This is a genomic window from Vibrio neptunius (assembly GCF_000967495.1).
In the GTDB taxonomy this organism is placed as follows: domain Bacteria; phylum Pseudomonadota; class Gammaproteobacteria; order Enterobacterales; family Vibrionaceae; genus Vibrio; species Vibrio neptunius.
In genome coordinates this window covers 33,406-53,002 of sequence record NZ_JXXU01000029.1, presented here as the reverse complement: position 1 = coordinate 53,002, position 19,597 = coordinate 33,406, and the positions used below count along the sequence as shown (strand labels likewise).

Annotated in this window: 20 protein-coding genes; 5 read left to right on the top strand and 15 right to left on the bottom strand. The window is 43.9% G+C overall.

Annotated elements, in window-relative coordinates; all coding sequences use genetic code 11:
• Window positions 1-684, bottom strand: coding sequence for a YagK/YfjJ domain-containing protein (locus TW84_RS10925; protein WP_006957275.1), 684 nt, complete (start codon window positions 682-684; stop codon window positions 1-3).
• A 59-nt stretch (window positions 685-743) separates the two neighbouring features.
• Window positions 744-1,388, bottom strand: a complete 645-nt coding sequence (locus TW84_RS10920; protein WP_006957277.1) for an inovirus Gp2 family protein — start codon at window positions 1,386-1,388, stop codon at window positions 744-746.
• Between the two features lie 374 nt (window positions 1,389-1,762).
• Between TW84_RS10920 and TW84_RS10915 the strand changes: the two genes are divergently transcribed.
• Window positions 1,763-2,641, top strand: coding sequence for a hypothetical protein (locus tag TW84_RS10915; protein ID WP_006957279.1), 879 nt, complete (start codon window positions 1,763-1,765; stop codon window positions 2,639-2,641).
• A 253-nt stretch (window positions 2,642-2,894) separates the two neighbouring features.
• Window positions 2,895-3,182, top strand: coding sequence for a hypothetical protein (locus TW84_RS10910; RefSeq protein ID WP_006957280.1), 288 nt, complete (start codon window positions 2,895-2,897; stop codon window positions 3,180-3,182).
• Window positions 3,183-3,609: 427 nt separating this feature from the next.
• Here TW84_RS10910 and TW84_RS10905 read toward each other — a convergent pair whose 3' ends face one another.
• The 5 genes from TW84_RS10905 to fabR form a co-directional block, all read right to left on the bottom strand.
• Window positions 3,610-4,296, bottom strand: coding sequence for a toll/interleukin-1 receptor domain-containing protein (locus TW84_RS10905; protein WP_006957282.1), 687 nt, complete (start codon window positions 4,294-4,296; stop codon window positions 3,610-3,612).
• An 11-nt stretch (window positions 4,297-4,307) separates the two neighbouring features.
• Window positions 4,308-4,550: a hypothetical protein gene (locus TW84_RS10900; RefSeq protein WP_006957284.1), complete on the bottom strand. Its 243-nt coding sequence runs from the start codon at window positions 4,548-4,550 to the stop codon at window positions 4,308-4,310.
• Window positions 4,551-5,602: 1,052 nt separating this feature from the next.
• Window positions 5,603-6,862: a tyrosine-type recombinase/integrase gene (locus tag TW84_RS10895; RefSeq protein ID WP_006957286.1), complete on the bottom strand. Its 1,260-nt coding sequence runs from the start codon at window positions 6,860-6,862 to the stop codon at window positions 5,603-5,605.
• Between the two features lie 290 nt (window positions 6,863-7,152).
• Window positions 7,153-7,533, bottom strand: coding sequence for a YijD family membrane protein (locus TW84_RS10890; RefSeq protein ID WP_045975685.1), 381 nt, complete (start codon window positions 7,531-7,533; stop codon window positions 7,153-7,155).
• The gene (fabR, locus tag TW84_RS10885) at window positions 7,533-8,180 is read right to left on the bottom strand and encodes an HTH-type transcriptional repressor FabR (protein ID WP_045975684.1); all 648 of its coding nucleotides are present in this window, start codon (window positions 8,178-8,180) and stop codon (window positions 7,533-7,535) included. The genes TW84_RS10890 and fabR overlap by 1 nt, the downstream gene beginning before the upstream one ends.
• A 240-nt stretch (window positions 8,181-8,420) precedes the next feature.
• Between fabR and sthA the strand changes: the two genes are divergently transcribed.
• Window positions 8,421-9,851 (top strand): Si-specific NAD(P)(+) transhydrogenase, encoded by a 1,431-nt coding sequence (gene sthA / locus TW84_RS10880; RefSeq protein WP_084720214.1) that lies wholly within the window; start codon window positions 8,421-8,423, stop codon window positions 9,849-9,851.
• 48 nt (window positions 9,852-9,899) lie between these two features.
• On the opposite strand, the gene dinF is transcribed toward sthA, so the two are convergent.
• The 4 genes from dinF to TW84_RS10855 form a co-directional block, all read right to left on the bottom strand.
• A complete protein-coding gene (gene dinF / locus TW84_RS10875; protein ID WP_045975682.1) occupies window positions 9,900-11,255 on the bottom strand; it encodes an MATE family efflux transporter DinF in 1,356 nt (451 codons plus the stop codon).
• Between the two features lie 27 nt (window positions 11,256-11,282).
• The gene (locus tag TW84_RS10870) at window positions 11,283-12,095 is read right to left on the bottom strand and encodes a class I SAM-dependent methyltransferase (RefSeq protein ID WP_045975681.1); all 813 of its coding nucleotides are present in this window, start codon (window positions 12,093-12,095) and stop codon (window positions 11,283-11,285) included.
• 187 nt (window positions 12,096-12,282) lie between these two features.
• Entirely contained in the window at window positions 12,283-12,900 is a 618-nt protein-coding gene (gene lexA, locus TW84_RS10860) for a transcriptional repressor LexA (protein ID WP_045975679.1), read from the bottom strand.
• A 98-nt stretch (window positions 12,901-12,998) separates the two neighbouring features.
• Window positions 12,999-13,361 carry a diacylglycerol kinase gene (locus TW84_RS10855; RefSeq protein WP_045975678.1) on the bottom strand — a complete coding sequence of 121 codons (363 nt, stop codon included), beginning with the start codon at window positions 13,359-13,361 and terminating at the stop codon, window positions 12,999-13,001.
• Between the two features lie 207 nt (window positions 13,362-13,568).
• On the opposite strand from TW84_RS10855, the gene plsB reads away from it, so the two are divergent.
• The gene (gene plsB, locus TW84_RS10850) at window positions 13,569-16,004 is read left to right on the top strand and encodes a glycerol-3-phosphate 1-O-acyltransferase PlsB (RefSeq protein ID WP_045975690.1); all 2,436 of its coding nucleotides are present in this window, start codon (window positions 13,569-13,571) and stop codon (window positions 16,002-16,004) included.
• A gap of 57 nt (window positions 16,005-16,061) precedes the next feature.
• Here plsB and ubiA read toward each other — a convergent pair whose 3' ends face one another.
• On the bottom strand, window positions 16,062-16,928 hold the full coding sequence (gene ubiA, locus TW84_RS10845) for a 4-hydroxybenzoate octaprenyltransferase (RefSeq protein WP_045975677.1): 867 nt from the start codon (window positions 16,926-16,928) through the stop codon (window positions 16,062-16,064).
• A complete protein-coding gene (locus tag TW84_RS10840) occupies window positions 16,925-17,467 on the bottom strand; it encodes a chorismate lyase (RefSeq protein ID WP_045975676.1) in 543 nt (180 codons plus the stop codon). Before TW84_RS10840 ends, ubiA begins: the two co-directional genes overlap by 4 nt.
• Window positions 17,468-17,631: 164 nt before the next feature.
• On the opposite strand from TW84_RS10840, the gene TW84_RS10835 reads away from it, so the two are divergent.
• Entirely contained in the window at window positions 17,632-18,039 is a 408-nt protein-coding gene (locus TW84_RS10835) for a flagellar basal body-associated protein FliL (RefSeq protein ID WP_045975675.1), read from the top strand.
• 34 nt (window positions 18,040-18,073) lie between these two features.
• On the opposite strand, the gene glpG is transcribed toward TW84_RS10835, so the two are convergent.
• Window positions 18,074-18,904 (bottom strand): rhomboid family intramembrane serine protease GlpG, encoded by an 831-nt coding sequence (gene glpG / locus TW84_RS10830; protein WP_045975674.1) that lies wholly within the window; start codon window positions 18,902-18,904, stop codon window positions 18,074-18,076.
• An 8-nt stretch (window positions 18,905-18,912) separates the two neighbouring features.
• Window positions 18,913-19,239, bottom strand: a complete 327-nt coding sequence (glpE, locus tag TW84_RS10825; protein ID WP_045975673.1) for a thiosulfate sulfurtransferase GlpE — start codon at window positions 19,237-19,239, stop codon at window positions 18,913-18,915.
• Window positions 19,240-19,597 lie beyond the last annotated feature (358 nt).

Genomic DNA, 19,597 nt, shown 5'->3' with positions numbered 1-19,597 from the left:
TTAAGGTGCGTCGTGACTGCAACCAAAACTCATGCTGCGGTTCTCGTTGTTTGGGGAGACGGGCTTCGCGAGACGACTGATCCGATAGAAGAGTTCATTTAACTGCAATGGGAACGCTTCATCCCCTTTCAGAAGTTCGTACACGTCATCAGTAGCGGAATACGCCAGTCCTGAACATCTTCTACCGTAGTCTTCTTCAACGGCTCTATCCCATACCTTTCGGACTCTAGACAGGTAGCGACTCCTCCCATCCCCACTTTTGCCTAAACAAAGATACAGCCGTTTATCAAAGAGTAAGACAAGGTGATACTGGCTGGTGGACTCACACGCCTTGAACCAAACATGGCGAATGACCGTTTGGTGATATTGGTGAGGCCTACGTCGGTACTTCATTAGGCACAACTCATTGGTTTCCAACTTCAAGGTACGAAAGAATCGACTGAATACCTCAGAATGGTTTCCATCAAAGTCACTTGGTAGACGTACATTAAAATGAGCGACACAAAGTTTAGGGTATTGGCATAGCGCTTCAGTCAGCACTCGGTCGATTCCCTCCAAGTACTCAAGGACAAGACCACCCTTGTGGTAGTAGAGTGGTTTTCCATTAAACGTTCGGTCATGGGTGATGGTGAGGTATTTAGACGTGTGAGCTCTTTGAAGAGCCATCTTGAATTGATTTGGCATGATGAGTTCCTATGGTTTGTTATTAATCCCACAGGAACTGCTTCCAACGTATTTTTTAGCTACTTACGGCTATGGTCGAAGTTGTTCATACGTTTTCCAAAATGCTTCGTTCTTCTCTTCGCTAGGTAGCTTAGTCGATAAAAGACGGACTGAAACACCGCCTCAAACTCCTCAGAGTTACGTAGCAAGTGATACTGGCCTTGTTTGGAGAAATGGATAGCTGGTTTCTTTTTGCCTGAGTAGATAGCATCCACAGAGCGCTTCCAAGCATTACGGATACGGTTAGCCAAACTTTGCTGATATTCACCAAAGTCCCCCAGAGAACGAAAGACGTTTCTGTCAAAGATAAGCGCAACGTGGTAGTGGCTACTTGATGAGGTATCACACTCTTTAGCCCATACATACCGAATGGTGGTTTCACGATAGGGTTTGTCATTTAACCGAGCACTACGTCTTCGATATGCCGCTATCTGAGATTTCAGAGATCGAAAGAAACGAGTCATCACTGCTGAATCATCCCCTCTAAAGTCTGTTGGTAAGTTGAGGTCCACTCGAACGATAAAAAGTCTCGCATATTGCTCTAGAGCTTTCTCAAGGACTGATCCGATCCCTTCTAGGTATTCAACGACCAAACCCTCCTTGTCGATGTATATCTTGTTTCCGTTGAAAGTGGATTCGTGTGTGATGGTTAGATTCTTAGACATGATGGTGACCTATGTATTGTTAATGACATAGGTACTGAGAGTGACGTTATTTTTCGGGTAGGGGATGGGTTCCCCTACCAAGATATCGAGTGATGAGGTAGTTGGATGAGGTGTGGGATTAGGTTAGTAGATGGGTAGGTATATATATTATTAATTACCGATCCACCTCGATTTACTCCCCCACTGTTTTTAGGTGATTACTAAACCTTCACATCGGCAAAATCCATCCAGCAACCTTCATTTTTTATCAAAAATCATGGTTCATGCATTTTTTCTTCTGGAGTTTACTCACATAAAAAGTGAAAATTAAACTTTAATAAAACAACCATATATCATCGGATTACGACTATTTAAAACTAGAGGTAAGTGAAAACATGACACATACTGACAAAGATGAAGTCAATTCATCAGAAGTAGCAACCATGAAGGAAAAACCAACACTCGACCCGAACGCTAAAGTGGAAATCATCAATTTTATTAACTCTTTCGATGTTAAAGGGAACTGTTATCTTTACCATGAAGGAGAAGAAAAACTGGTTTCGACACTTCTTCGGCCAGATGATAGAAAGAGAGTCAATCTCATGAAAGAGCTAGAAGAAGCTCAAACCATGAAGCAACTCAATGAGACTCGCCTATTCAAAGAGCACCCATTTCTAAAAAACCAAAAGCGGATTATTCTGCTACCGTATTCTTCAATTTCAAGAAGCCATGTGCCGACAGAAACCTATTCTGAAAGAGAGATTAATCGAACAAACATTATCAACACCTTTTGGAAAAGCGAACTCGAACTGCATTATGATGCTGCGGAAGCATTGATTCTGGTTTGCTCGTTTTTAGCCAAAAATATTGATCGCAATACCCATGGTTTAGGGATAAGCCAAACCAAGATTGCGATCGTATTGGGAATGAGTGTTCGCCGAGTATCAGATACTTTAAAACGACTTGAGCAACTCGGTTATGTGGTACGACACACAGAAAAAGCCAAACGAGGGAAGTTAAGTCTTGGCACTTTTATACAGGTAACAGAGGCTTTTTCGTCACAATTTTTGCCCCCTAAAAAGCTCGAGGAAAAGTCAGAGAAAAAGCAAAAACAGAGTTCTGAGCATCAATCGCAAGAGCCTCCTGAGAAGCGCTATTTCCAATTTTTGCAAAGTTTGAGCAATCTACGACTGGACTTAAAGAACTTCATCGTGAATAGCGAGGAACCAATACCTCCTATCGTTTTACAGCAGATTTTTAAGGTTTTAGAGTGAATGTCATCTAGAGCTGCAAGAAGAGTACTCATCATAGTGTTCACAACGCAACTAAAACTACCAAGGATGGGATTTGATCGAACTGGATGCTTCTAGTGGAATAATTAAAATCATCCGCGTGTGATGCTCTATTTTAGAATTATAAATGGTTAAGCTCACAAGAGCGTCGAGTAAAATTAAAAGGACATAAGTGCGCGTTTGCGTATACTAATTTATAACATATAAGAATAAATTGAGGTCTGTTTTGGTGATAATGGATTTGGTGCTACTACTCATCCCTTTAGCTGTACTATTTGTGCTAGGAAACATAAACAATGAAATGACGGTTTGCATTGCAGTGCTGTTGTACAAACTATCTTTTGTACTTGTTGTTGTACAAATTTCGTATTCATGGCTAATCAATGTTGGATTACTAGACCCTATATTCACCATTGAAGATTCATTGATCATTGGCGGTTCAATCATCAATACTTTCTTTAGCACGTTCCTAATATTCTTCTACGTTGCTGTAAATACCTACCTAAAAATCAATGAAGATTAGTTCTTCAGGACGAAGACTGTCACCCAAATATTACGATGCGGGGCGTCGAAATTATCGAGGTGCGTAGATATTGCTAAGAACATCAGAAACACCGTAGAGCGTTTTCTCCAACTAGAAGTAATCATACGATTTGGCCACAGGTATGCGGAAAAGCGGTTTACCTAACTGCAACGACACTCCGAACACCAAAATAATAAAATTTAGTTTATCATTAAATATCAGCAAGTTGGAAATAAAGGTAACTTCAGAGCGGATCTGAGCCAGCCACGGCAGCTAGCTCACTGTTGGACAGAAGTGAGTTACCGACTTAACTAAATTAGTAGAGTACGGATAACTTTAAGTATAGAAAATTCAGTGTCAGAAGTTGCTGGATCAACTTAAATAAAAGGCGACAAAAGCCGCCAATTATCAACATATGCATAGAGAGTTATACGTCAACTAACTCTGCTATCTTCTCTGCAATCACTGACATCGAGTCTTCCGAAGTGTCTAAACCAGATCTAGATGCAAGCAGAGGACTCACATTGCGTAGAGCTTCATAAGTTGTATTGTGTACGATAGGTACGATCTGATTGCCTGCTAGTAATGCAGACAGCTCTTTATCAGCAACGCTCTCTTTTGGCAGACGCTCTAACATTGCAGGAGTAACCAAAACAAGCCCAACTTTAGAGTTTGCTAAACCTTTATCTATTGCGCGCATCATAGGCACACCCAAGCCAAGATCTTTTTCACTAAACCAAACTTTAACACCCGCCGTTTCGAGCAAATCATGTAACTCTTTCGCTGACTCTTTACGATCAGCCCATGCATGACATAAAAAAACATCACGTAAGTCTGGTTGAATGGCTACACGAGACTCAACCGCTTCACGTATAGGTGTTAAATTTACGATTTGCGCGGAAGTATATGACACTGAAGAACTAGATTTAGACCAACGAGGTTTAGATTTGCTGGAATAACTACCGCTGCTACTTAAAGAACTATGAGATGAGTATGGAGAGCTATAACTACTGTAATAGCTACTGTATCCACGACTTTTGTAACGACATGCAGGACAGTTTGCAGCGGCTGCTGCTGAGCTATGTCCTCTAACTGGTGCTGTGCATCTTGACATAAAGTTATTCCTCATCTCTTTCTATTGGACTGTGATAGAACTGAGCCAGCAAGTGATTTGGTGTCTTCACTATACTTACTGCTTCTCAAGACTTTTGAAGCCTTTTCTTCAAGATCTCCACCAGTCTGTTTCTGTGAAGAAGACTGAGCTAACACCGAACCTGCCAGTGATTTAGCCGTTTTAGATGCAGATGGATTCTGCAACGTTGCTGCCGCTAGAGAGGCAACCTGTTTCGTAGTTTGTTTAGTGTTCATAGCTGTTTCCTTGTATCACACTGTACGAATTCGCAGGTTGCAGAGGTGACTAACTGTGTATACTCTTTTAAGACACTACCCAAAAAAGTTGTATACTTATTAGTTTCCTCCGAAACCAAATTAATACTCTTTCCCCTAATCTAAGCCTTAGCTTGGTTTAGGGGTTTTGCTTATAAATGTACCACCAATAATTTCTCCTCTGTGAATAAAGTTACCCACAACAAGAATACTACATGTTGTGTTTAGCGTTGAGCCATGTTCAAGATAGTGCTATCGAAAATTCATTGCAAGTTTCAGTTCTTGGATGACTTGTGGATAACTAACAAAATTAAAAAAAACTGTAAGTATCTGCTAACCGATGAGCTTAGAGCTACTAAGATTGCAATAAATTGCCGTTTTTAGATCGGTCTATTCGTAACCATAAACAAAAAAAAATTACTTGATCTTTAGGCAAAATGGCTAAGTCAATTTTGTTGAGCTAAATACAAGATCTTCATCATAAAAACAATGAAAGCAATGAAAGCAATGAAAATGGCTGACTTTGATTTGCTATTCACAAAGAGCACTACTCTCTCGAATCAAGTATATATGGTGAAGTAAAAGACGAGCGTAGCTAGTAGTTAATGCCTAGAACTATTTTGTTATCAGAGTTGTAACTACTGATGATTCCCACCACCGTGGTACTTCAAGACCGAACGAATCGCCCCCACTTGTTCATAGTAACCTTTAATACCCCCTAGATTGGTAATCTTCGTATTACTTCTGGTAGGGAAAAGTCGTAATAATAGACAGTGCATGAGTATTTACAGTGAATTACTTTGGGGCACTTTTGAGTTACGAAGTCACTGTGAAAATACTGGACAGAACTTAGCTAGCCAAGACAAGGAACAGCCACAAGTATAACACTACCTGCACATGAGGGGTTAAGATCCTCCCTATCTGATAGTAATAGCAACCACTACTGCTAATCTACGCAAACGGTTATCCATGCCAACGAATTAAAAGGGTACGCACTATTACTGAAACACAACACTTACTCTATGGTATGTAAGTTAAGCCATCTTTGCAGAGGGCAATGGATGCACGTTGGCTTGCATCAACGATTGCAGCTTATTACCCCATGTATCCAATACCTTCAACTGCTCATCGATATAATCATGATGGTTATAGACTCTGAGCATACCTGGCAGCTGGTGACCGACTGTCTTTTCAATCGCTACGATATCTAACCCCATTTCACTACAACGGCTGATAAAGGTACGGCGCAAGTCATGAGGTGAAAAGCGCTCAAAATCGGCAGGTATATTACGTTTGATCAAGGCTCGTACTGCCGCAGGTTCTTGTACTTTATCGACCGTTAGCTGAGGCCATACCAACTTCCACTTACTTGGCACACTGTCTCGCTGCTCTTTTAGAAGTGCAAGCAAGTAGCCACTTAAAGGCACTTTGCGTGCATCTTGGCTTTTAGTGTGTCGCTCTTCTGAGCTGGCTGGTAATAGCCAAATTCCCTCATCAAAATCTAACTCACTCCAACGCATTTCAAGTACGGCACTTATACGCTGTCCACAACCAAGTAAGAACTGCATTAAACGGATGTTCGAGGGATCTGTACGCCATGACGGCATAATCGTTAACAGAATCTTTAACTCTGAAAAGCTTAAATTACGTTTTGTGACTTTAGAGCCACCGCCAACGTCTTTTGCTTTCAGTTGTGGTGCAGGATGAGTATCAAGCATATTTAGTGCTAGGGCATGGTTAATCACTTGATTAATGATTTTATGGCAAACCCCAATAGCCCCCGCCATACGCTTACCATCTTTATCAACCTTCGCATCAAAGACTCTATTGAGATCATATATGCTTAAATCTGCCAATTTGATGTTACCGAGAATTGGCTTGATATCTCGATTGTAAATAGTCCTCGACTGGTCACCCCTTAGCTGTTTTGAAAGCCGTTTCTCATCGAAGCTAATAAACGCATCATCAAAGGTCTTCGCTTCATCTTGCGCTCGTTTCTCTATATCCAATTCAACCTTTGGGTTCTTACCATTCTCCAGCCAACTTCGATAACGGCCAGCTTCCTTTCGCGCCTGATCCAATGTCATCCCACGCTCTGGTTTGATCTTAATGTATCGACCCATAGAGATTTTTTCGTGTTTCTTACCTACTTGAAAACGAAAGATCCAAGTCATTGTGCCTGTTGGACGAACTCGAATGTTCAATCCTTCGACCTTCTTATCAGGGATCGAGTATTCCTTATCCTGTGGCTTCAATGCTTGCAACGTGGTATTGGTACTGATTCGTTTCGTCATCGTTGGAAAACCTCTGCATTTTGGGGGACGGCTCTGGGTACGGCGTGGGGTGCGGGAAACATCGAGTTTCTATTGTACGGTTTTAGACTTCAACGGACAACAAGATCACAAAAATAATATAAATCATGACCTTAAGATTAAAAAATATAACTCTGTAGACTTTGGCGGACTAAAGGCTCCATTTACCCATCATATGGAAGCGGGTGTCCTACTGGAACGCAAAGCATAAGTTGACAAGCAAATATAAAAAAACGAGCCAAATGGCTCGTTTTTTTATATTTAGGTTCAGGCTACTCAGCACTAGCTGAGCGGTTAATAAAACCGAGTTTCTTACCAATCCATAGTAAAAGTAACAGTGATACTATGATGGCAAAGAAGTTAGACCCCGCATCTGGGTGCTGCGCTTTAACAAAAGCAGAATGACCAAAAGCGCCAACGAAGAAACACGCTAGACCAACCAGCGGAATGTCTTCAGAGACAGGGTTACGTAGATATTCTTGGTACAGCGCCTGTACAGACAGTACAAGCGCAATCAGTGGAAAAATAGAGAAAGAAACTTCACTCATTGTCAACCATGACAATAAGGCGTCTCCACACATGCCAGCAATCAATGCAAGCACTAGCGTCTTCTTCTCAGAACCACGATTAACTTGTTTTACTTCATTCGACATTAATCAATCCCACCTTTTAATCGGTTACGGTTACGTTCACGTTCTTTGCGATACCATAAAGCCCCTTTGGCTATCATTCGCAATTGCATAATCAATCGTTCCGCAAGCTCATCTCGCTCGCGTCGATTTAAATCCAGCGCCTCTGCGCCTGAGCTAAATACCAAGGTGACAGAAGCTTCGGCCTGTGTATAGGCCTCATCGCGCGTCATTCCTGTACTGATCAAATACTCTGTCAGTTCAGCGGCAAAATGTTGAATTTCTCTCGCGACAGCAGTACGAAAGTCAAACGATGTACCCGAACGTTCTCGCAATAGTAGTCGAAACACATTGGGGTTGTTTTCAATGAACTCCATAAACGTCTCGATAGAAGTGCGAATCACACTCCCCTCTTTGACGATTCGCTGTCGTGCCTGGCGCATCAACTGACGAAGCAGCAAGCCGCCTTCGTCAACCATGGTCAACCCCAGCTCATCCATATCTTTGAAATGGCGGTAGAATGAGGTTGGAGCAATCCCTGCTTCCCGGGCTACTTCTCGTAAACTCAAGTTCGAAAAGCTTCGGTCAGCACTAAGCTGGCTAAACGCAGCATCAATTAATGACCGACGCGTTTTTTCTTTTTGCTGTGCACGGATTCCCATGGATTTCATCTATTTTCTATTTATTTGTTTAGTCACAGTTAATATACAACGATTACCTTAAGGACATAAGCCAAAATCGTAACCTTTGACTACCGCGTGACAATTAAACTCAGCCTGATTTCTTTTTCAATCACTTAACTTTGGTTTAGAGACCTATCACCGCACAAATACCAGATATGAAACATTCTGCGTGATCGCTTCCACTCTCTAGTGCTCTATCGTGAAATCAGTTAAAATCTCGCTAAAGCAATGTTAAGACAATATAACAAAGGAAAAGTTATGGCGGAAAGTAACCACTTTGACGTGATCGTTATTGGTAGTGGCCCTGGCGGTGAGGGGGCAGCAATGGGACTAACCAAAGCGGGACTCAATGTCGCCATAGTAGAAAAAGAGAGCAGCGTCGGTGGCGGTTGTACCCACTGGGGCACCATCCCTTCTAAAGCGCTGCGTCATGCGGTCAGCCGTATCATTGAATTCAACAATAACCCGCTGTTTTGCCATAACAATACCAGCTTACACTCGACGTTCTCCAATATCTTGGGCCATGCCAAATCTGTAATTGATAAGCAGACTCGCCTGAGACAAGGTTTTTACGATCGTAATCAATGTTCTTTGATTTTCGGCACAGCACGCTTCACTGACAAGTATACCATTGCCGTTACGCAAGCAGATGGCACCGAAGAACTATACAGTGCTGACCGATTTGTGATTGCAACGGGCTCGCGCCCATATCAGCCGGATGATGTCGATTTTCTGCATGAACGTATCTATGACAGCGATTCTATTCTCAGCTTGGAGCATGACCCACGTCATATCATCATTTACGGCGCCGGTGTGATCGGTTGTGAATATGCATCAATCTTCCGCGGTTTAGGCGTAAAAACGGACTTAATCAACACTCGAGACAGACTGCTGTCTTTCCTTGATAATGAAGTATCAGACGCCTTGTCTTATCACTTCTGGAACAGTGGTGTTGTGATCCGCAACGACGAAACTTATGAGAAAATTGAAGGCACAGAGGATGGCGTCATTGTCCATCTCGAATCAGGCAAAAAAATGCGTGCCGATTGTATTCTTTACGCCAATGGCCGCACGGGTAACACCGACAAACTCAACCTGTCTGCAGTGGGGTTGAACGCTGACTCTCGTGGCCAGTTGTCCGTTGACAGCAACTACCAGACGGCAGTCGACCATATCTACGCCGTCGGCGATGTTATTGGCTACCCTAGCCTAGCCAGCGCTGCTTATGACCAAGGTCGATATGTGGCACAGGCGATTAATAAAGGTCAGGCCGATGGCAATCTGATTGAAGATATCCCGACTGGTATTTATACCATTCCGGAAATCAGCTCCGTAGGTAAGACAGAGCAAGAGCTGACGGCGGCAAAAGTCCCTTATGAAGTGGGTCGTTCTTCGTTTAAGCATTTAGCTCGTGCTCAGATTGCAGGTAAAGATATCGGCAGCTTGAAGATTCTCTTCCACCGCGAAACCAAAGAGATACTTGGTATTCATTGCTTTGGTGAGCGTGCGGCAGAAATCATCCATATCGGACAAGCGATCATGGAGCAAAAAGGCGAAGCCAATACGATAGAATACTTCGTCAATACCACATTCAACTATCCGACCATGGCCGAGGCATACCGCGTAGCAGCGCTGAATGGCCTTAATCGCTTATTTTAAGTCGAGCGATAACAAAGCCGCAGTCATCGCTGCGGCTTTTTAGTTGTGTTAAGCGCTCAAAAATTGCTGTTTACGCCACTGCTGATAAAAAATCACCGCCAGTGTCACACCACGCATCCCCATAAAGCTCAACATAGCCAGCCACAACGCATGATTACCGAAACTGGCCAAGGCGAAAAACACCCCAAAGAAACCACACATGGCGAAAAACATACTGTTGCGCATTTCTCTCCCTTTCGTTGCCCCAATGAATATGCCATCCAATAAGAAACACCACATTGAGACTAAAGGCATCGCCACCAGCCAAGGAAGATATATCTGCGCGGTATCATGCACTGTCGGAATATCGGTGATCAGGTTGATCAATGACGATCCGCCAAAAGCAAACACCGCAGTCAAACCCAGACAGATGATGAGGCTCCAGAAGAACGTCCCCACCAATGACGCGCTGAGCTGTTGTTTATCTTTAGCCCCTATCGCTTTACCCACCATAGCCTCCATGGCATAGGCGAATCCGTCCATACCGTAGGAAATGATCATTAGAAAACTCATGAGCACCGCATTAGCAGCAACGATATCATCTCCGAAGTTCGCGCCTTGAAACGTCATAAAAGTAAAGGTCGCTTGCAAACACAAAGAACGTAGAAAAATATCACGGTTTAGCTTTACAAAACGGCTTAATCCATGGGTAGTGTCTTTGAATAATGAAGTAATCGAGGGTAAATGTTTTTTAAGCCAAGTGCGCCAAACACACCATAGGCCAAAGCTCATACCACTGTAATCAGCAATCACCGACGCGAGTGCAACCCCTTCCACTTTCCAGCCAAAGCCAATCACAAGCAGCACATCGAGAACGATATTGGCAACGTTTGCAATGATCACCATCCACATCGGCGCACGTGCGTTCTGAGTTCCTAGCAACCAGCCCAATACAACAAAGTTAACCAAGGCCGCGGGAGCGCTCCAGGCGCGAATGGCAAAATACTGCGAACCATAAAATTTGACTTCATCACTCGCACTACTCAGCGAAAACACCAGATTGGCAATCGCTTGATGGAATAGGAGAAACAACAATGAAAAAACCAAAGCCATCGCCACACCCTGAGTGAATACTAAGGCAAGTTGTTTACCATTTTGAGCACCATACGACTGCGCCGCCAGTCCAGTGGTCGACATCCGCAAAAAACCCAGTAGCCAGAAAGTTACGCTGATCATGGTACTGCCAAGGGCGACTCCGCCCAGATACCAAGCATGTTCAAGGTGGCCAATAACCGCCGCATCAACTAAGCCGAGTAAAGGTACGGTTATGTTCGATAGAACCATGGGGATCGCCAGCAGTAGAACCTGCTTATGTAGCGCTTTATTGGATAGGGTTTGAAGCAATTGCACGTTCGCACTCATCATGAAAGAAGAGTACAAAGTGTAACCGGATTACCAGCGAAGCTGAACCACTACCGGAGTGAGTCTGTGTTTCAAAGAAGTGAACTTAGTGAGCCAACGTTGCCATAGTTTCCAACGCCCGCAATGTTTGTCTAGAGGAGAGAAAGTCTTTGCCCATCGCGCCCATGGCAGATAATTAAGGGTTGCATCCCCTGGTGACACGTAGCCATGATTATAACGTCCTGCCCCCATTTTCTTTCCAAGCTTGCTTGCCGCGAGATCTCCCGCTAGAACAACACAAGCTCTCGCTGAATCAAAATGGCAACCAAGGGCCTGAATAAACTTGCCAACTTGTTTTTCACTGCAATCCAATAAAGCGTGTTCACAGACAACCAGTACCGGAGCCTTTTCCGGAACAGGTAAGTTATCCAGCCATGACAAATCATCAACATTGCCACACATATGTTGGTAACGTTCACTTTTATGGAATAGTTTCTGACGCCAAAGGAGGTTTTCTGTCACATCCAACTCGAGCCAGTGACAGCGGCCATTGTCGACTCGATAGAAACGCGTATCAAGGCCAGCGCCAACATTGATGATCCACCCATCAGGGTTACGTGAAATGAAATGATTCACCTGCTCATCACAGATTTGAGTCAAGGTGGCATGAAGAAGCTGTTTCTGATCGATGTCTCCAGAGAGGCACTCTGGTGCGAGTTGACAGCGTTGACAAGCATTGGCCGCGATTGGGTCATAAACCAAGCCGTTATCGACCAAGCTTTCTCGGCTGCGAAGCCAGAGAGGCTGCAACAAATTGGCCGGGATTTGATAGCGATGTGTTGAAGCTTTTTGCTTAGCGGCCATGATCATCTTCCTTCCATACCAGAAATAAGATGATAATGAATATCAATTACAAAAACAAGTAATTGAGAATAGATCTCAATTAAAAAGAGCTCGACCCATAAGTTAATAGACTGAAATAACAACATAACGTCAGCGAACATGCTCGCTGACGTCAGAAGCCATTCAATACCACTTCTAGAAACAGTGGCTACATCCAATCAGTATTGCGGATGATTCCTACCGCTAAACCTTCAATCGCTAGGTGCTGACATGACAAGTCAACCTTAATGGGTTCAAACTCTTCATTCTCTGCGTGCAGTAAAACAGTCGAACCTTTACGCTCTAAACGCTTAACCGTCACATCGTCATCAACACGAGCAACCACCACCTGACCGTCATGAACGTCTTGAGTTTTATGCACTGCGAGCAGATCACCGTCCATAATACCGATATCTTTCATACTCTCGCCATTGACGCGCAATAAGAAATCAGCTTGAGGCTTGAACATGGCCGGATCTACCTGATAATGAGCTTCAACATGCTCCTGAGCCAGAATTGGCTCACCTGCAGCAACCTGACCGATCAAAGGCAGGCCATCATCATTGGCAGACTCTTCTAGTAAAATGCGGATTCCACGCGATGCGCCGGGAATAATTTCAATGGCTTGCTTACGTGCTAGAGCTTTTAAATGCTCTTCTGCGGCATTAGCAGAACGAAAGCCCAGTTCACGAGCGATTTCAGCACGCGTAGGAGGCATGCCTGTGTCATCAATTTTACTTTTTATCAGATCAAATACTTGTTGCTGGCGTGGCGTTAACGGCTTCATAAGTCACCTGTCTTTTTATACAGTTAACTGTGAGTATATCCAGTAATGGTTTAAATGAAAAGCCAATTGCTGGTTTTTTGATAGAGTTAAACTTTTGACTACAAAAACAATACTTCCAGCCACACGTAACCTGTCAATAACATAGTGATCATGACGGCAGCAGATCCAATATCTTTGGCTCTACCGGCCAACTCATGCTGCTCTTCACCAATGCGATCAACGACGGCTTCAATAGCACTGTTAAACAGTTCAGCAATCAGCACCAGTACGACTGTCACAATCAGTAAAATTCGATCGATTTGAGTCACGTCTAGCCAACAAGCGATGGGAATCATCACTGCTGCAAGAACAACCTCCTCTCTAAAAGCAGGCTCATTTTGAAACGCAGCTTTTAAACCCTGAAATGAGTATCGGGTAGCGTTTTTAATCCGTTTAAGACCATGAAGTGTTTTTTGCGGCACAGCATTTTCTCTTTAATTATTAGATATATGATTGAAGTTTGGTGAAATTGATGTTTTCGTGTTCAATTTAAAGTGAAAGGTTCGACCAGTTTCTGATATCCTTGCAGCCTTAAAAATATCAGCTTGAGCACATCTTCCGCTTCTACAATGAATGAAGATGGAAAACTGCTTTTGCGATTTATCTGTTTTTTTGAGGCCAAGAACCTTATGTCTTCTGGACAACCACTATCGAGTTCCTTACTCAAGCTACCTTTGTCAGTCATGGTAAAAGGAACAGCGATTCCTTCAAATCCTATTGAAGATCATAGCATTGATGTAAACAAGCCGATTATTTATGCCTTGCCCTACCGTTCAAGCGTTGATTTAATCACTTTGCAAATGCAGGTTATCAACCTCGGCTTACCTGACCCACTCAAGCCAGTCGAAATCAATGGTAAGTCCTTCAAGCGTTATGTCTTTACTTCATCACGTCAAACTGTGATGAGTAACGACCAAGACGTACCGAGCGAATCTATCGCTCTCTTCTCAGATCTCCTTGAACAACACAAATTTGACAGTGAATTGGATGTACAAGTCCTTCCTGCAACGGTTTTATGGGGCCGAAAACCCGGAAAAGAATCGCAGCAAACACCGTACTTACAACCATTAAATGGGCCTGAAAAAGCGTTAGCAGTATTAAAAGCTGGTCGGGATTGCTTGGTACGTATCAGCCCTGTAGTGTCTTTACGCCATATGGCGGACTCACACGGCACAGACGCTTCAATTGCCCACAAGCTAGCACGCGTTGCGCGCATACACTTTTCTCGCCAAAAGCTAGCTGCCTCAGGACCAAACCTGCCCAACCGCCAAGCTCTGTTTAATCGTTTGATGAAATCCAAGGCTATCGAGAAAGTGATTGAAGACGAGGCAAAAGCAAAAGGGATATCGCCAGACAAAGCGCGTAAAGAAGCGCATGACATCATGGATGAAATCGCGGCAGACTTCTCCTACTCATTGGTTAAAAATGGCGATCGTATACTGAGCTGGTTGTGGAACAGAATCTATCAAGGTTTAAACATCAATAATGCCTCTACGGTGCGTAAATTAGCCCAAGATGGACACGAAATCGTTTATGTCCCTTGTCATCGAAGTCATATGGATTACCTACTGCTGTCTTACGTCTTGTACCATGAAGGCATGGTACCTCCGCATATCGCTGCCGGTATCAACCTCAATTTCTTCCCCGCAGGACCTCTATTCCGTCGCGGTGGAGCGTTCTTTATTCGACGAAGCTTTAAAGGCAACAAACTTTATTCCACTATTTTCCGGGAATATCTGGCTGAACTGTTCACCAAAGGCTATTCGGTTGAGTACTTCAGTGAAGGTGGGCGCTCACGTACTGGTCGACTGCTTCAGGCTAAAACAGGCATGTTGGCGATGACCATCCAAGCTATGTTACGCGGCCTCAACCGCCCCGTTACGTTAGTACCAGTATATATTGGCTACGAACATGTCATGGAAGTGAGTACTTACGCTAAAGAGCTGCGTGGAAAGCGAAAAGAGAAAGAAAACGCTGGCCTAGTTCTGCGTACCATTCGCAAACTGCGCAATTTTGGTCAAGGCTACGTGAACTTTGGTGAGCCGATTCCACTCAACCAATACCTAAATGAAAATGCGCCTGAGTGGACACACGATATTGACCCTATGGGTAGCACCAAGCCGCAATGGTTAAATCCAGTGGTTAACGACTTAGCGACGAAAATGATGACGCACATTAACGATGCTGCAGCGGCTAACGCATTAACTTTGTGCGCGACAGCTTTGCTTGCTTCACGCCAGCGTGCTTTGTCTCGTGACAGCTTAGTCAAACAGATCGAATGTTACCTCTCTTTACTGAAGAACGTGCCTTATTCGTCGACTTTCACCGTTCCGGATGAAGATGCGGAAGACTTAGTCAAACATGCTGAGTCGCTAGACAAGTTTGTCATCGAGTCTGACACTATGGGCGAGATCGTGTCACTGGATCGCAATCAGTCGATCCTAATGACTTACTATCGTAATAACATTATTCACCTGTTCGCGATCCCGTCTCTCATTGCTCAAATGTTGATACGTCATCAGCAGCTTAGTTTGGCTCAAATCAAAGCTAATGTGGCTTTGGTGTATCCATTCCTAAAACAAGAATTGTTCCTGAGCATCGAAGAGGAGCAGCTCGGTGATGTGACTGAAGCCTATATTGAAGAGATAGCACGCCTCGGATTAGTTGCGATTGATACCGAGCAAAACGTATCTCTTAAGCAAGGCAACACTCAGGTCCTGATGTTGTTAGGTCGAACGATTACCGAGACACTGCAGCGTTATGCAATCACACTGAACCTGCTCACAGCGAATCCAGAGCTCGGAAAAGCGGACTTGGAACAAAAGAGTCAGGAAATCGCTCAGCGTTTGGGTCGCTTACATGGTATTAACGCACCTGAGTTCTTCGATAAAGGGGTATTCTCAGCGATGTTTACCACACTCAAACAACAAGCTTACCTAGATAAGGATGGGAACTGCGAGCAAGAGAAAAGCCAGATCTTGGCTGGGCTGTTGTATTCAATGCTCTATCCAGAAGTGAGGCTAACGATCAAAGAGAGTATTTGTCAGGTAGGCGTCTCTGAGTAATTACTGCACAGCACCAATAAGAAAGGGTACTCTAAAGTACCCTTATCTCTATATGATTTACCAAAATGCGACGAGCAGCCCTATGGTAATAACCATCCCAACATGGCTGTTGTTGAGAAATGCTCTAAAGCACAAATCTCGATCACGATGGCGGATAAGATGCTGCTGAAATACAAACAATCCCCCAGCAACCAGCAAGCTCCAGTAGTAACTCGCACCCAATTCGTACCAGTTGCCAAGTGCAATCAACATCCCTACCGTTACCAACTGCAATACACCTATTATCATTTTGTCATAACGACCAAACAGAATAGCCGTGGACTTAATACCGATCTTCAGGTCATCATCTCGATCAACCATGGCATATTGCGTGTCATAGGCGATTGTCCATAACGCATTGGTTACAAAAATAAACCACACCATCGCCGGCAATTCGTTGGCTTGAGCAGCCCATGCCATAGGTATCGACCAACTGTATGCTAACCCCAGAAATAGTTGAGGAAGGTGAGTATACCGCTTCATAAAAGGGTAAATAAAAGCAAGAAACAACCCAACGAAAGAAAGCTGAATAGTTAGTAGGTTCATCGTTAGAACCAGCAAAAAAGACCCCACTACCAATATAAGAAACAAGCCGATAGCTTCTTTCGAAGTAACGCGGCCAGAAGGCAGAGGCCTCTGGCTGGTTCGCTTAACATGACCATCTACTTTACGGTCGGCAAAATCATTAATCACACATCCTGCAGAACGCATAAAAAAAACACCAAGAACAAACACAGCCAGTATCATAGGATCTGGAAAGCCTTGAGCTGCGATCACAAGTGACCACATAGTGGGCCAGAGTAATAACAAACTCCCTATTGGCCTGTCCATGCGCATCAATTGCCAATACGCTTTGGCTTTAGCTTTAGCTTTAGCAAACGTCATTTACCTCTCTCCTTTGAGTAAATAGGAGCGGCAGGTAAAAACAGCTCTGCCACCAACATAGGTTTGTGGTTCATCCATAAACGAGAGCGACGAGCAAGAAACTGGCCATCAGATGTTTTGGCCCAGCCAACTTGTAACGCATCACGCTTGACATTTTCAGCGTTGAACACAGTTAGCCCAAGCGGGATCTCTCCCTGACGCGTCAGATCATACTGTTGACCATTCATCGAGGACTGAGGGATTAAGGTTCTACCTAATACCCAAGGTTGTTGATCGCCTTTTAGTACAACCTTTCGCAACAAACATTCTTCTTTTGTCAGGAGCACTATCTCCTGGGAGTCAAGCTTCTCAGCTTTAACCACTTTGTTGTGCAACAAGTCGACATTTAACGTTTGGCAGTGGGACTCCAATAAACGTGATAGTGAGCCCTGTTCTAACAACCAATTTTTCGCATTCTGTGTAGGAAAGCTAAACTTATCAGGCTCTTGCCACTCAACCTGACGAAGAGCAGATAAATAAAGCGAAGTAGATTGATTCATACTAGTATTCAATAAGTAGCCTTATCGTCGTACAATAAAGCTTCGATCTTTGTTGTTAACCACCCATAGAGTGCTTAACGCATAATTATTACAAATAGATGCTCTATTGTAACAAGACTCAGACGATTCGAGTATCGTGATTAGAAGAAAGAAAAGACAGAAATATGATTAAACGTTACTTAGTCCATATAATTTTCGCATTGAGCGTCTTGGTCAGTTTCACATCAATGGCAGAGGAGAGCAACGAACCTAAGCTCGCATACTTTACTCTGGAGCCAGATCTCACCACTAATTTTTACACTCAAGGTAAAAAGTTGGGCTACATTCAGGTCCGCATCGATATCATGGTGGCTAACGACAAGGACCTAGCCATTATTGAGCTTCACCAGCCATTGATCCGTGATGCAGTCATCGAGCTACTTGGCAAGCAATCATCAGATACGATCACTTCCTTGGCCGGCCGTGAGGACTTACGCAAAAAACTCGTCGAACAACTGAACTCTATATTGCTACCAGAAACAGGCCGAACGATCATTGCCGATTTGCTCTTTACTAAATACCTCTACCAGTAAGCACGCTTTGCAAAAAAGCGGCTTCGCCGCTTTTTTATTTTCTTATCCGGCTAGCATCGATTAAGCCAACTACAACACCGGAAATTAAACCAACCAGATGAGCTGTATTGGCGATCGCCATAAATGGTTGAATAAACCCTAATACCAGCCATACCAGCATAAAACCTATGATTGGCTTTGGTATACTCAGGCCGAGTTGTGGTGCTTTGTATCCCAGCACCCACAAGTAGCCGACTAATGCATACACAACACCAGATAGACCACCAAAGTTAGCCCCTTCTACCCAGTACTGGCCTGCACCCGACATGGCCGCTGACACCACAAACAATTGAAGCAGTTTTTTCGCTCCCAAGCGCTGCTCAATGTCTCCCCCTAGTTGCCACCACCACAATAAGTTAAACGCAATGTGCATGACCGAGAAATGCAGAACCGCATGACTGACCCAGCGCCACAACTGCCACTCTTGTCCAGCAAACGCAGGAAAGTGCAATACCGAGAAAACTGCCTGGCCTGCACCAAACTGCTGTAAGGCAAAGATGACGATACATACCAAGATCACAGCTAACGTCACAGGACCAGCTTTGGCTTTCACCATAGCTAACATACTCGGAGACTGATAGCTAAACCGGCCGGTTCGACTTTCAGCCATGTCCCATGAAGCAGCTTGGTATTTAGCATCACTGGGATTCGCAAGAAAATGCTGGAGCTCAGCTTCCACTTCAACCTGATATTGAGTATCAGTGAGCCACAAAGCAAACTGACCACTTCCTTCCGGCATCATTTTCACATCAATACGGCGTGATGCCATGTAATCGATAAACGCTTGCGCCATACGCGGATTGGAAATAGAGATCAGTTTTATCATAGTGATTCCTATGGCAAGTTGGATTCCGTCGGCAACTCAGCTCGTTGCCAAGCTTCAAAGCCTCCATCCACACTATACACCTGCTCAAAGCCTTGGTTAATCAAATATTGAGCAGCGCCTTGGCTACTAATTCCGTGGTAACACATTACCAGAACTGGTTGCTCAAACTCTGCTTCATCCATGAATTGAACCATGGTGTCATTTGTTAGATGGAAGGCTGTTTGTGGGTGAGCCACAGCGAAAGACTGTGGATCGCGAATATCAACGAGGCGAGCGTCACCTTGCTCCAATAACGCCTGGGCACCGGCAACATCGATGTGTTTGAACTGGTCCATTTACTGTCTCTTGAGAAGAATTGTTGTTGGCTGTCATTGTAACCTATCCAGTGTTCAACAAGTACACTGGAGCTGTAGGGTTATCCACTCGCGATCATTTATTCACCACTTGTGGATAAACCTGTGAATTACGTTGATAAAGTAGTTTTCCAACATTTGATCCACAACATGTAGTGATGATCCTTATTTCTTTGTGTGTAAGAGTAAAAGTATCCCCATGAACTAATTACTCTCTACACCTTTATTCACCCGCCTTTCTGACAGATAGCCAAGAAATTTATCACAGAGTTACCCACAGGAAACTGGGCAAAACTCGATCCCCAAAAGAGCCTAAATGACTCGTTACTCGATCTTAGAA

Coding starts and splice junctions, on each gene's coding strand:
- TW84_RS10925 (WP_006957275.1), bottom strand. CDS start 684: ATGCCAAATCAATTCAAGATGGCTCTTCAAAGAGCTCACACGTCTAAA.
- TW84_RS10920 (WP_006957277.1), bottom strand. CDS start 1,388: ATGTCTAAGAATCTAACCATCACACACGAATCCACTTTCAACGGAAAC.
- TW84_RS10915 (WP_006957279.1), top strand. CDS start 1,763: ATGACACATACTGACAAAGATGAAGTCAATTCATCAGAAGTAGCAACC.
- TW84_RS10910 (WP_006957280.1), top strand. CDS start 2,895: ATGGATTTGGTGCTACTACTCATCCCTTTAGCTGTACTATTTGTGCTA.
- TW84_RS10905 (WP_006957282.1), bottom strand. CDS start 4,296: ATGTCAAGATGCACAGCACCAGTTAGAGGACATAGCTCAGCAGCAGCC.
- TW84_RS10900 (WP_006957284.1), bottom strand. CDS start 4,550: ATGAACACTAAACAAACTACGAAACAGGTTGCCTCTCTAGCGGCAGCA.
- TW84_RS10895 (WP_006957286.1), bottom strand. CDS start 6,862: ATGACGAAACGAATCAGTACCAATACCACGTTGCAAGCATTGAAGCCA.
- TW84_RS10890 (WP_045975685.1), bottom strand. CDS start 7,533: ATGTCGAATGAAGTAAAACAAGTTAATCGTGGTTCTGAGAAGAAGACG.
- fabR (WP_045975684.1), bottom strand. CDS start 8,180: ATGAAATCCATGGGAATCCGTGCACAGCAAAAAGAAAAAACGCGTCGG.
- sthA (WP_084720214.1), top strand. CDS start 8,421: ATGTTAAGACAATATAACAAAGGAAAAGTTATGGCGGAAAGTAACCAC.
- dinF (WP_045975682.1), bottom strand. CDS start 11,255: ATGATGAGTGCGAACGTGCAATTGCTTCAAACCCTATCCAATAAAGCG.
- TW84_RS10870 (WP_045975681.1), bottom strand. CDS start 12,095: ATGGCCGCTAAGCAAAAAGCTTCAACACATCGCTATCAAATCCCGGCC.
- lexA (WP_045975679.1), bottom strand. CDS start 12,900: ATGAAGCCGTTAACGCCACGCCAGCAACAAGTATTTGATCTGATAAAA.
- plsB (WP_045975690.1), top strand. CDS start 13,569: ATGTCTTCTGGACAACCACTATCGAGTTCCTTACTCAAGCTACCTTTG.
- ubiA (WP_045975677.1), bottom strand. CDS start 16,928: ATGACGTTTGCTAAAGCTAAAGCTAAAGCCAAAGCGTATTGGCAATTG.
- TW84_RS10840 (WP_045975676.1), bottom strand. CDS start 17,467: ATGAATCAATCTACTTCGCTTTATTTATCTGCTCTTCGTCAGGTTGAG.
- TW84_RS10835 (WP_045975675.1), top strand. CDS start 17,632: ATGATTAAACGTTACTTAGTCCATATAATTTTCGCATTGAGCGTCTTG.
- glpG (WP_045975674.1), bottom strand. CDS start 18,904: ATGATAAAACTGATCTCTATTTCCAATCCGCGTATGGCGCAAGCGTTT.
- glpE (WP_045975673.1), bottom strand. CDS start 19,239: ATGGACCAGTTCAAACACATCGATGTTGCCGGTGCCCAGGCGTTATTG.